This window comes from Mesorhizobium sp. Ca11, from assembly GCF_020165275.1.
In the GTDB taxonomy this organism is placed as follows: domain Bacteria; phylum Pseudomonadota; class Alphaproteobacteria; order Rhizobiales; family Rhizobiaceae; genus Mesorhizobium.
On the sequence record NZ_JAIUHU010000007.1, the window covers coordinates 126,802 to 138,870 of the forward strand.

Annotated in this window: 11 protein-coding genes; 2 read left to right on the forward strand and 9 right to left on the reverse strand. The window is 63.7% G+C overall.

The annotated features are described in order from the left end of the window. Positions 1–5 precede the first annotated feature (5 nt). The gene (locus LB538_RS14675; RefSeq protein WP_095765825.1) at positions 6–446 is read left to right on the forward strand and encodes a D-lyxose/D-mannose family sugar isomerase; all 441 of its coding nucleotides are present in this window, start codon (positions 6–8) and stop codon (positions 444–446) included. Continuing rightward, a complete protein-coding gene (locus tag LB538_RS14680; protein WP_224523548.1) occupies positions 446–787 on the forward strand; it encodes a hypothetical protein in 342 nt (113 codons plus the stop codon). Before LB538_RS14675 ends, LB538_RS14680 begins: the two co-directional genes overlap by 1 nt. Before the next feature lie 17 nt (positions 788–804). Here LB538_RS14680 and LB538_RS14685 read toward each other — a convergent pair whose 3' ends face one another. The 9 genes from LB538_RS14685 to tssJ are packed head-to-tail and all read right to left on the reverse strand — an operon-like array spanning position 805 to position 12,068. Continuing rightward, a complete protein-coding gene (locus LB538_RS14685) occupies positions 805–1,746 on the reverse strand; it encodes a hypothetical protein (RefSeq protein WP_224523550.1) in 942 nt (313 codons plus the stop codon). After that, on the reverse strand, positions 1,734–2,726 hold the full coding sequence (locus LB538_RS14690; protein ID WP_224523552.1) for a DUF4150 domain-containing protein: 993 nt from the start codon (positions 2,724–2,726) through the stop codon (positions 1,734–1,736). Before LB538_RS14690 ends, LB538_RS14685 begins: the two co-directional genes overlap by 13 nt. Then, positions 2,726–3,748: a 3-oxoacyl-ACP synthase gene (locus LB538_RS14695; RefSeq protein ID WP_224523554.1), complete on the reverse strand. Its 1,023-nt coding sequence runs from the start codon at positions 3,746–3,748 to the stop codon at positions 2,726–2,728. Before LB538_RS14695 ends, LB538_RS14690 begins: the two co-directional genes overlap by 1 nt. Further along, the gene (locus LB538_RS14700; RefSeq protein WP_224523557.1) at positions 3,745–4,851 is read right to left on the reverse strand and encodes a DUF2169 domain-containing protein; all 1,107 of its coding nucleotides are present in this window, start codon (positions 4,849–4,851) and stop codon (positions 3,745–3,747) included. Before LB538_RS14700 ends, LB538_RS14695 begins: the two co-directional genes overlap by 4 nt. Further along, positions 4,851–5,393: a type VI secretion system-associated protein TagF gene (gene tagF, locus LB538_RS14705; protein WP_224523560.1), complete on the reverse strand. Its 543-nt coding sequence runs from the start codon at positions 5,391–5,393 to the stop codon at positions 4,851–4,853. The genes LB538_RS14700 and tagF overlap by 1 nt, the downstream gene beginning before the upstream one ends. Continuing rightward, positions 5,375–8,914, reverse strand: a complete 3,540-nt coding sequence (gene tssM, locus LB538_RS14710; protein ID WP_224523564.1) for a type VI secretion system membrane subunit TssM — start codon at positions 8,912–8,914, stop codon at positions 5,375–5,377. Before tssM ends, tagF begins: the two co-directional genes overlap by 19 nt. Position 8,915: 1 nt before the next feature. Next, a complete protein-coding gene (gene tssL / locus LB538_RS14715) occupies positions 8,916–10,241 on the reverse strand; it encodes a type VI secretion system protein TssL, long form (protein WP_224523568.1) in 1,326 nt (441 codons plus the stop codon). Positions 10,242–10,245: 4 nt separating this feature from the next. Continuing rightward, entirely contained in the window at positions 10,246–11,580 is a 1,335-nt protein-coding gene (gene tssK / locus LB538_RS14720) for a type VI secretion system baseplate subunit TssK (RefSeq protein WP_224523571.1), read from the reverse strand. Positions 11,581–11,615: 35 nt separating this feature from the next. Continuing rightward, entirely contained in the window at positions 11,616–12,068 is a 453-nt protein-coding gene (gene tssJ / locus LB538_RS14725) for a type VI secretion system lipoprotein TssJ (protein ID WP_095765815.1), read from the reverse strand. Position 12,069 lies beyond the last annotated feature (1 nt).

The following is a 12,069-nucleotide window of genomic DNA, read 5'->3' on the forward strand; positions in this document are numbered from 1 at the left end:
ACGCAATGTCAGAGGTGATGAGCCGCATTGATGGAGTGGTGATCGGGCTGTTCCTTGGCTTTGACGACGCTCGCCCCTTGGTAGTGTTTCCTGGCAATCCTAAGGAAGCGGCTTTGCCTGCTCGCAGCCTGGCGGAATTGTCATCCGGCATGATCGGGTCGGAGATAGCTCTGCTGTTCGAGAATGGCGATCCGTTGAAACCGCTTATCGTGGGACGAATTGTCGACCCTGCCAGGAAGACAGCCGAAGGTAATCAAACCGATCATCATGTCGTTCGCGACGGCGAGACTGTGAAGATTAGTGCTGGCGAGCGGCTGGAACTGAGATGCGGCAAGTCGGTCATTATCATGGAAAAGGACGGCCACCTAACGATTCGGGGTACGTACCTGGTCAGCCATGCGAGTGCCACCAACCGTATCCGGGGCGGGTCGGTGAATCTGAATTGATGGCAAAACCGCCGGTCCTTGAAAATATCGTGCGCCAGCATGCAGAGATGGCCGCCTTTCTGTGGGCTGTCTATGACTGGCATCTGCTCAATCCGGATCAAAACCCGGATATGGACGAGGTTCGAATGGGTCGTCTTGTCGAGCGTCTGGATGCACACCTCGACGGCTTGCGCATTGCTGGTGAAATCGGCAGGCGAATCGCCGAGGAACGCCTCCGAGAATTTCCAGAGGCAGGGGAACTGTTCGTCGTCCGGATGCTATCGACAGAAAAACTCATTCGGATCGCGGAACTGGACCTTAACAGAGTGCGAACCTATCTGGCGCAGAACATGCCAAAGTAAGTGATTTCATCGGGCCGTTACGTGATGAACGACGTGTCGAAGGGGTCGGCTCGGTAACCGTTGCGGTAGGAGATCTCGATGCCGCGCCAACTAGCGCCGTCAAACTGGAATATGTATTCGCCGCAAACGGCGGTTAGCCATTCACCATTGTTGAGACGATAGGTGTAGCCAAGATTTGCCACTTGCTCGGAAGTGCTGTCGACAAAGCGGTGAATCCCGAAGTCGGAATCCGCGAAATAGATGCTTCCCTTGAAGGCGCAGATCGACAAGATATCGCCCTCGATCTCGGTATCGAAAAGAGTGAACTCGCTGCCGGTCAGGGAGCCCGCAACGCCTCTGTCTCCCGCTACGAGGACACGCTCGTTTTCGACGAGAAGGCACCGGAAATCTGTACCGACCCCGACATCGACGACGTCCCAATTTCTCCCATTCGCCTTGATGAGAAGCCCATTGCCGCCGGCCGCATAGAGCCTGTCGGGCGAAATCCCATGCATGGCAAAAAGCCGGTCCGGACTGCTGAATGAATCCAGTGTCCACTGGGATACCCCATCAAACCGAAAAATCTGCCCTTCATCACCAAAAACGAAGTCCGTCGTGCCTCCCAGCGAATATGCATCCAGCAGGAACTTTGACTTTAGAATGTAGGTCTCCCAATCCGCCGCCCGGCGCAGCCTTACGATGCCCCCGGTCTCAAGCAGAATGTCGACCATTCTTTCCCGGGAATGGAAGGCCATGGAGAATTCATCGAATACGCGCTCGACCTCCACGGTAAGGGACGCCATGGATATTTTGAGAATGGCGAGTTCACCGACTTCCTCGTGCACGTCCGACAATTGGCAGGCGACCCGGAGATAATCTCGCCCTTGCTCGTAAGCATTTAGAGCATTTATTGACTGCATATCCGGTGGCAGGTCGGTAACTCGTCTATGCGCACGATCTTTTGCCATCATCTCGCCCACAATCTTTCCGGATCAGAATTCACTTCCCAAGCAATTGGCTGTTGAGCTGCCTTCGCCGCCGAATTTTTCTTGTCCTTGGATTTTACTGCGCGATCAAGATATTCCATAAATGCCGCTCTTAGGCACTCCTGAATATCGTTCTGAGCTTTTGGCTTTGGCTTGGCATTCTTGGCTCTTGGGTCATTGTCGACCACCGCCTTCGTGCATTCATCGATCATTTCACTGAGCGTTGGAGTGGTGGTACGCTTTCTGATCGCGTCGTTGCATTGTTTTGTTTTTAGGTTATGTGGAGAGCCGGCCTTGCTGCCGCCTCCCTTCCGACGGAATCCGCCGTTTGGTCCCTTGGCGTACGATTCCATACAGATGCAGGGCGCGTCATTGACGTTGTAGTTCTCAAATTGCGTCGCCGTCTGTTCCCCACGTTCCCACTGCAGATACTCGTTTTGGACGAAATGTTCAGACTCGTAGCCGTGTGGACAATCCTCATCGCCATGACGATGCAACTCGAAATCTGCGAGAATCGTTTCGCAATCCAACATGTTCGGTGAGAATTTGCAGATCTCGGGCCATGGCGGCGTGTTCGGGCCGGGGCTGGCATGATTGTGCGTAGCAATATCCGAAAAACGGATCACCGGCTCGCCTTCGAATTTCACATCCGGCGACCACATGTTGAAATATTTCTTGCCGGTGTTCTGCGAGGTGATAATGCCCTTTTTGGGGGCGCAACCCGCTTCCGTCCCGGAGGTCCGTTTCTCATCTGACTTGTTCTTGATGTTGACTTCCTCGCCGGCGATCTTGACGGTGCCGGTGCCATTCTCGGTGTCGGACGCCATGCCGAACGACGGGTAGGGGATCGGCACCCCGGGCGGTGTGGCCGGCGTTTGCGGCGGGGTGAAGCACACGTCCGGAAAGGCCGCAATTGTTTGGGCGTTTACCGCCTTCCCGGAAATCTCCAGATAGTTGGCGAAGACGTTGGACATTATGCGGCCCTCGCGGCGACGAGTGCCGCGCCGCACGATCCGTCGTCGCCGGAGGCCTCGATCAAAACCGGATTACCGGCGGCGTAGCCTTTCCGAGCTGCAGTGAATGCCATGCCGATCATGATTGGTACGACGGCCGCGCCGACATTGCCAAGCGACTCTGCCGGGCTCCACAGATCCTGAAAACCGGTGGAATTGCGCTCAAGCCGCAAACTGGCCAACGCCGTCTGCTTGAACCAGTGCTTCTCCCCGATCAGGTCGGATATTCGATAGCCGACCCGATTCATCTCGATGCCGCATTCGTCCAGCGCGCCTCGGTAGGCCGAGGTCATGCCATCGCCCCGGAGTGGCAAATCGCGCGGATTGTAGATGGACGCCAACTCGCGAGCGAGTCCCAGACCGAACAGCGAAAAATTGTTGTTGGCAGCGCTCGTGCATAACACTGCAGCGGCTGCTTCTCCCGGAATAAACCCGTTGGCGTTGGTGGCCGTCAGTAGCCGGTCATGGGTCAGATAGTGATTGACCGTCAAGGTCGAGAGGTAGCTGTCGACGCCGGCGATCATGACGCTTGAGGCCGTACCCGATGCGATCAGCTTACGTGCATGATCTAATGCCACATGCCCCGAGGGTCGCCCATGCGCAACAATGCGTGAAGCTTCATGCAGCTCAGACTCCAAAACCTGACTAATCGTTCGCATCAGCCGTGAGCCGTCTAGTATCGGTACGCCGGCTCGGCCTTCCTCCGCGATGCACAGCAGTAAAGGGGTTTGACTTCTTACTTTCTCGAATCCTTCGAAAGCCTCATTGATCGCGCCCGCGGCCAGGTGCACCAGACGCTTCTCGCCGATCCAGTTCCGCGGCAATTGCACAGGGGCACCGACGAGCCATTCGCCCTTGGGACCAAGAAAACGCGTCTCTTGAAACCCATCCACCCGCGCCCGCATCGCCGCGCAGCTCGACGGAGCGTCAAGACCGACCGCTGTCACCATGCCGATTGAGACGATGTTCAGGCCGGCGCTCATGCGGCTTCGTCTTCCTCAAAACGGAGTGGGATTGGAAAACCGCGGATATAGCGCTTGCCGGTGGCGCGGGCGCGCAGCATCCCGCGTGTCGGCGGACCGATCCAGCATTCCGAAAAATCGAGGATTGTGCGCTGGAGGCGCTGCTGCACCCGCCAGACCAATGAGAACCGCCGCTTCTCCGGATCGAATAGCATCGTGTCTGGGAGAAGTTCACCCTCGAACACTTTTCCACGACCTTTGAACAGCGTCAGCGGCAGTGCCGTGTTGGGCAGCCGGAAGCTCACGCGCCCCTCAGGCGTCAGATTGACTAACACCACGTCCTCGCCGCCACGCGGGTGATCGATCTGCTGGTCGGGTGGCGCCATCTGGAAATAGCGCTCATCGAAATCCTCGGGCAGAAAAGGGAAGACATTGTCGATCCAGTTCTGGTCGTAGGTGCCGCCATATTCAATGCGGCCAGGCCAGCCGCGGCCCATCGGCCCGAAGCTCATCGGCTTGTAGTCGCCGAAGGGTGAACGGATCTCTTCACCAACGGCCTGCGTGTTCGGCAGCCGCAGGCCAGGAATGAGACGCTGGTTCCTGGTGCGCGACCAGCCGGTGCCGACCGGATTGTGTTTGTAGCTGGCTGGCAGCTTGTCCTCCGGATCCAGCCGGTCGACGCCACCCCAGGCGACGTTGTAGGAGATCGGCAGTTTCAGGAAGGGCTGCGGCGCCGTTGCAGTGAACACGGGCCCGATAGCACGCCATTCGCGGTGGCCGACGACTTCGAACAGCTTCGACCAGTTGCCGACTTTGATGCCGACCGGCACGCGCTCGGCCGGGCGCCCTCCCGGCGCATAGGCGCAGCCATTGGCGATGACATCGCAGCGCGGCTTGCGGAAGGCGAAATCCGTCTCCCACCGCGTCGCCGAATAGCCCGGCACGCCGGTGTGCGTGTCGGCCATCACCAGCGGCACCTGCTCGGCCGATTTCTGCACCAGTCCGCCCGGCTTCGTCGGAAAATCGAAGGTGCCCTTCACCACCACGACCAGCCACTCGTGGCCGGCCTTGTCCATGCCCATGGTGAACTGGTGCGGATAGCCCATCTGGTTCCAGATCTGCATCAGCTGGTCTCCCAACTCGCGGCGAAGATCTGCTCGAGCGTCGGCTGCGGCGCTTGCGGATCGACATCGAAAATGTCCGTATGCGCCGTCCACATCACGAGGTCGACGATGATATCTCCATCCCCATCGACAGGTGGCGCAGGCAGCGCTGTCAGGGCGGCGTCCAGCTCATCGGGCACCAACTCCCCGCGCTGCGCGGCGAAGGCGGCGTTCTCGATACCGTCGAACCAGGCATCGGAATAGGCCAGCTTCAGCGGCGCCTCAGAAAGGCGGGCGACGACGCTCAGCGGGAACCGCCGGCCTACCCGGTCGGCGCTTTGCAGCAAGATGCCTGCCGAGGCGCCGAAGGAACCAGGGCCGGCCAGAAACCGCAGCGCCGTGTCCGCCGGCCAGGTTTCCACCCCGAACAGCGGCACGATATGTTGCGCCAGCCAGCGGTCCCACACGCGCGCGAAATCGCCCGGCAGCCGGCGCGTCACGAAATCGCCGGCGGCGGGCATCTTGCCGAAAAAGCCGGGCAGGATCAGATCTGCGGCGGGCATGTGAATTTCTTGAACATCTCGAGCGTGTAAGGGTTCTCGACGCTGGCCGCCTTGAGCTCGAAATCGGCCCACATCCCCTTGGTGCCGAGCCGCAGGCTGTAGACGTCGGTGAGCTTGGTGGCGTTGAAGCGGCCGCCGCGCAGCATCCTCAGCCACGCCCAGCTGCCGGTCTCGTTGAGCATCACCTCGGGCGAGCCGTCGACCGGCTGGAAGGCGAGCGAGATCACGCCGGTGCCGTCCTTGCCCGGCCATGTCATCGGCTGCGGCCTGGTTGCGTTGTTGTAGTAGACGAGGTTCTGGCCGTCGAGGTTGAGCGTCACCCGCGCCACGTTGGGCGACAGATCCTTGGGTTCCAGCGTGAAATTCATCACGGGACCGGTGCCGCCGGGGAACAGGTCGTCACGAATGTGGCGCGCCTGCTCGAAGGCCGCCAGCGCCGCCGGGTCGAGGCCGAAATCGGCGCGCCATTTCCATGGCTCGCTGGCGGTGTCGACATAGTTGATCAGATGGTCGTTGGTGAAGGCGTCGATGAGCCCGGTCGGGCCGAACAGGCGCTGGAAGTCGCGCACATTGACGTCGACCGCGCTGTCGGGGCTGAACGGATAGCGGTTGTTGAGCGCCGCCTGGCAGAAGGGCAGGATGTCCGCCCGCCAGATGGCGTTGAGCTCGTTGGTGACGGCCTTCTGCGACAGGCCGCTTGTGTCGCCCGCAATGCCGCCCAGCCAGTCGTTGATCGGCGAGGGCAGGATCTGTGCTTGTCTCGCGACAGCGCCTGTCAGTTCGGCAAGCCCCCCCTGCTTCTTGATGGCGTCCTGCGGATCGGGATTGGCGGTGACCGTCTGCAACACATTGGACAGGGCCGTGAGCGCCACGACGGCGGCGTCGAGCGCCGGCGGCTGGCCGTCGACCTGGGCGATCGTGCCCTTGAGCGGCTTGAAATGCTCGGCCACCAGGCTGCCGGTCATGTCGACCTGATCGGCCGAGCCCGCGCGGGGCAACAATTTCGCGCCCGTCTTCACCACCTTGCCCAATTTGCCGAGCTTGCTGAGCAGCTTCGAGCCGGTCTTGGCAGCGCCGCTCTTGTCGTCGGCCGCCGCTTCGTCGGAGCGGGTCAGGTCGGTCTCCTGCACCACCGCGGTCAGCAGCCGCTTCAGTGCCGAGTCGGCGCTGGACAGGTCCTTGAGGTTCTCGCTGGCGACATTGAGGTCGGTCAGCGGCGCCAGCCGCATGTCGCGCAGGAAACTGTCCCACTGCGCGATATAGTCGTCGTAATAGAGCTTCAGAATGTCTTCCGACAGCGCCGAGACCGACGTCTCGGAATTCTCCGAACAGCCGCCGGCAAACACCGCGCGGTCGAGCGCCGCCTGCCCGGCGACATCCTCGACCCGGTCGAGGATCGCTTCGTGGAAGCCGGCATAGGTATAAGGGCCCGGCACACCGACGCGCAGCGTCTTGTCGGAGCGGCGCGCGAACACCTTGGCGCCGTTCGGTCCGGCGAAATTGGCCGGCACCCACTCCTTGACCGCCGCCACTTCCGGGTCAGCCAGGAGCTGCTTGTAGGCGCGCTCCGGCAGCGAGATCGTGCACACCGTCTTCAGCGCCTCGGCGACCAGCTCCTTGTCCGGCGCGATGTAGCTGTCGTCGACGGCCATGCGGCGGATCGCGGCAAGCTGGTGCTCTTCGGCGTCCGCGGTCGGGAAGGGCGCGGCCGGCGCGAATTGCGGCAGGCTGTTCACCCACCAGTTCTGCACGAAATCGGTGTCCATCTGCGACAGGCCGGTCATCATCCGGTAGGTCTTCAGCGCGCCGAGCATGAAATCCGGATCGCGGATCTGCCGCCACATCGTCGCCTCCAGCAGCGCGACCATGTGCGGCTCCAGCACGTTGCGCAGCGCATGGTCGTAGGTATCGGTCTGCGCGCGTATGAGCTCGGCCGAGGCGGTCGGGCCGAGCAGATTGTGGACGGCATCCGGCGGTGCCGTGCGGGCCGTGGCCACCGCGTCCATCGCCGCCAGCGCGCCGTCCATGGTCGGCTGCTCGACCGCGGCCGGCATTGCCGCGACGTCCGTGAGCGGCGCCTGCAGCGCCTCGAATTGGCCGGCCTGTTCGGCGATCGCATTGCGGTTGTCGAGATAGGACCAGGTGAACAGTCCGCCGGCGAGCAGGGCGGCGAGCGCACAGGCGGCGGCGGCTCCGCGCCAGATCCAGGCGCGGCGGCGCTGCGCCAGCGGATCGAATGTGCCGAGGCCGGCTTCCTTGAAGATCACTTCGGTGAGCAGATTCCTGAGGAAGAAGCTGCGTTTCTCGACGCGCGCCGCCGGCATGGCGCGGCGCGGCGGCAGCCCGAAGGATGAGGACAGCGCCGCCGTCAGCCGGTCGATCGGCGCGCCTTCCTGCGTCGCCGAGGTCAGATAGAGGCCGCGCAGCCAGGCGGCCTCCTCGTAGCGGCTCTCGCCGAACATCGCCTCGACCAGCACCTGGATCGGCTCCGACAGGCTGGCAAGCTGCGCGGGGAAGCGGAAGATCTCGGCGCGCTGGCCAAGCTTGTCCTCGTCCTCCAGCCGCGGCACCAGCCGCCGCTCCAGTTCGGTGGCAAGCCTGGCGAGTTCCGTCTGGATCATGCCGGCACCGACGCGGGCGTCGAGCGGGAAAGTGGTTCCCCACACCTGCTCGCGCGCCGTGGTCGACAAGCCGCCGAAGAACGCTTCGAACCCTTTGATCAGATCGGCCTTGGTCAGCATCAGGTAGACAGGAAGGCGGATCTCCAGCCGGTCGTTCAGCTCCGCCAGCCGGCGGCGGATCTTTCTGCCATGCGCCTTGATCGCGTCGTCGCCCTCCGACAGCGCGTCGATCGACAACGCCACGATCACCCCGTTGAGCGCGCGGCGGCCCCGATGCTTCTTCAGGAGGTCGAGGAAGCCCAGCCACTCCGCCGCGTCGACATCCGGCTGGCTTTCCTGCTGGACGTAGCGGCCCGCTGTGTCGATCAGCACCGCGTTCTCGGAAAAGAACCAGTCGCAATTGCGCGTGCCGCCGACGCCCTGCAGGTCGTCCGTGAGGTCGATCGGAAAATTGAGGCCCGACTGGCGCAGTGCCGTGGTCTTGCCGGTGGCCGGCGGACCGACGATCACATACCAGGGCATCTCGCGCAGGAATTTTCTGCCGCCGAGCTTGCGCCGCTTCAGCTCCGCCATCACCTCGCCGAACTTGGCGCCGACGGCGGCCACGCTTTCCTCGCCGGGCGTAAGCTGCTTTTCGGCGACCGGCGCCGCGATCTCGGCGACGAACATGCGGTTGGCGCGGATCGCGCGGCGCTGCGCGATGATCAGCCAGATCAGCCACAGGATGATCAGCCCGGCGATGATGGCGATGCGCACATTGTCGGATTCGAACGGCGCGTAAGGGCCGATCTGCACGATCGGGCCGAACACCCAGATCAGCAGCGAAAGCAGCGCGATGCCGATCAGCGTCCAGAGAAAACGCGAGGTGATGACGGCCCAGAGGAAGCGCAGGATGAACATCTCAGAGCCTCTTCTCGACCAGTACCTCGACGCGCCGGTTGAGCGCGCGGCCCTCGCGCGTCGAGTTGTCGGCCACCGGATCGGTTTCGGCGCGCCCCTCGGAAGAGATGCTCTCCTGCGGCACGCCGGCTTGCACCAGAAGCTTGGCTATGGTTTCGGCGCGCGCTTCCGACAGACGCTGGTTGCTGGCCAGCGGGTTGGACTTTTGCAGGCGCACATTGTCGGTATGGCCGACCACGGTGATTTTTCCGATCAGCTCCTTATTGTCCAGGATCACCTTGGCGATCGCTGCGATCAGCGGTTCGTATCCTTCCGTCAGCGTCGGCCGGGAGGACTGGAACAGCTCGGGATTGGAGGACTGGATGACCAGCTTGGCCAGCGAGACGCTCTCGGTGCCGCTCAGCGCCCCCTTGAGGTTGTCCGGCGCTTCGGCCTTGAATTCCGGCAGCAGCGCGAAATCGACCGGCTGCGGCTCGGGCGCGGGTGCATCCTGCTTGGGCGCGGCGCGGGTGATGTCGCCGCGCGAGGCCGGCGGCAGCGTGCGCACCAGCGCGGAAAGCTCGACCGTCTGGCTGCCCAGGCCCATCGACAGGCCGATATAGGCTGCCGCGGCAACGACGATCGCGGCAAGCGCCATCACCCAGATCGGCACGATGAAGCGCTGCGGCTCGTCGGAGGCGATCACGCCTTTCCAGTTCGGCGACAGCGGCGCGTCCTCGGCGTCCGCATTGCGCAGGAAGCGCGCGGCCGCCACGCGCACGGCGTTGAGCGAACGGTCGCCGGTGCGGCCGGGCACGCGGTATTTGCCGCGGAAGCCGAGCGCTAGGCAGTAATATTGCAGCTCCAGCATTTCGCGGTCGCGGTTGGGATGCCGCTCCAGCTCGTCGAGGCGGGTGAAGAACTGGGTGCCGGCATCGACATCGCCGCGCAGCATGACGACCAGCGGCTGGCGCGGCCAGGCGCTAGCGCCGCCCCACGGCGTGTTGAGCGCCAGATCGTCGAGCAGCGCCGCCACCGCCCATGCGGCCTGGTCGGCGCGCTCCAGCGATGAGCCCGCTGCCACCGCCGCGTCTCGGGCCCGCACCAACTCGTCGAGCAGGCGCGTGCGCATGACTTCCGGGTTCTCCGGCGCCAGCGCGCTTTCGAGCTCCGGCGCGAATTCGAGCAGCGGCGCGAAAATGTTGATCAGTGTGTTGGGATGCGCGCGTGCCCGTTTGACCGGCGCGCTGGGCGCCAGCGGCGCCATCGGCCGGGGCGCGGCACCCGTCAGCCGGATGCGGGTTCGCTCGCGATCCTCCGACAGTCCGAAAGGATCATCCCGGCTCATGGCCTCACCTGTTCACCGAATAGCAGTCGACCTGCGGCTCGCTCGGCAGCACACCGGAAACGCCGATGACGAAGCCGGGGGCGTCGAGCAGCGAAGCCCAATGCTCGCTCTTCTGGTCGAGCTCCAGGCACAGCCTGTCGCCGTCATAAGGGATCTCGCGCGGCTGCGAATGCAGCGGTTTCAGCGGAATGCCCGGCAGGCGCGACTTCCATAGGCCTTCGAACTGGTCGGCGGACCCGACCGTCGCCTGGTTGACGAAGATCTTGCGCAGCGCATCCTCCGAAAGCTCGGAGCCGACGCGGATGACGATGCGGCTGGCGACCAAAAGCTTCGGGTTGTCGATGCGCACCTTCCAGACATTGGTCGCGTGCCGCATGACCGGCAGCGCGCGCGACTTCGGCTCGATATAGCGCAGGCTGAGGATGAGCGAACGCAAGGCGTCGGCCAGCGCCATATAGGCGGGGCCGGGCGCCATGTGGTCGTAGGCCGGCAATTCGCCAAGCCGCCGCGAGCTGGAGCCGTAGGTGCCCATCTCGCCGGCGAGGCCGGCAAGCTCGAGGTAGAGCTCGGCCGGATGGAAGACATCCTGCGCCAGCATATGCGCAAGGCGCGGCCGCGCGGCATTGGCGAGATGCAGCATCAAAAGGTCCTCGACGCTGCGGCCGGCGCCGCCCATCACCATCTTGCCATGCGCCTCGGCGATCTGGTCAAGGCCGGTGACGACCTCCTGCAGCAATTGCCGGTACCAGTGGACGGCGCCGGTGATCAGCGTCGGCGGCAGGAAGGCCTGGTCGAGCGAGACGCCGCCATCGGCGCGCACGCCTTTGATGTCGGCGACCGGCAGCGCCGTATAGCCGCCAACCGATTTGCCGGGCGCCAGCAGCACCGCTTGCGGCCGCGCGATCTCGATCTCTTCCGGATCGGCGCCGCCCTGCACGGCATCGCGCACCGCAACGATCTTGCCGTGGTAGCGCGCGCCCGTCGACGCGGAATGCGCCGGATCGAAGCCGATGCCGCCGGGCGGCTCGAGCGGCAACGCCACCAGCACCGGCCCGGCGCCGGTGTCGGCCGTGACCGGCAGCGGCTTCGGCGCGTCCATCAGTTCCGGGATGGAGAAGGGCGTACCGTCCGGGAAGATGCCCCGGGCGGACACGATCGACACCTGGCCGGCGTCGAGCAGCGACTGGTCGAGCGTCAGTTGCTGGAAGCCGAACGTATGGAGCTGGCCGGCCTGCAAGGCGCCGCGCACCATCCCCTCGAAGAACCGGTCCTGCTGCTGGAAGTGCTGGGTCCTCAAGAAGAGTCCCTCGGACCACAGCACCCTGTTTGCGTCGCTCATGCCACTGCTCTCTGCACTGCCTAGTCGTCAGTCTGCTAGGCGGAAATGCCGCCCTTGCCGAGGCTGACGTTGATGGTGAATTTCGACCCCGGCGATACCGACTTGGTCGTGCGCCAATTGCGTCCGCCGGGTTCGCGGATCAGCGCGACGAAGCCGAGCGCCGTCGCGTTCGGTTCGACCGTGATGGTCTTGGCCGCCGTCTTGCCCGGAGCGACCGAGATCGCGTCCGATCCGATGAGATCGGCGCCGAGCGCCGAGCCGGCATCGCCCTGCAGCGCGAAATAATCGGCCGAGTTGAACTTGCCTGTGCTGGCAAGCCGCATCACCAGCACGGTCACCGGCCTGTCGCCGCCGCCCGGTCCCGGATTCATGCCGGCGCCACCGGTCACGTTGACCGAGATGACCGATGGTTTCGGCGGGCCGCTCTGGCAAGCCGCAAGCAGCCCCGTCGCGCCGATGGCGACGATGAATTCACGTCTGTCGATCATG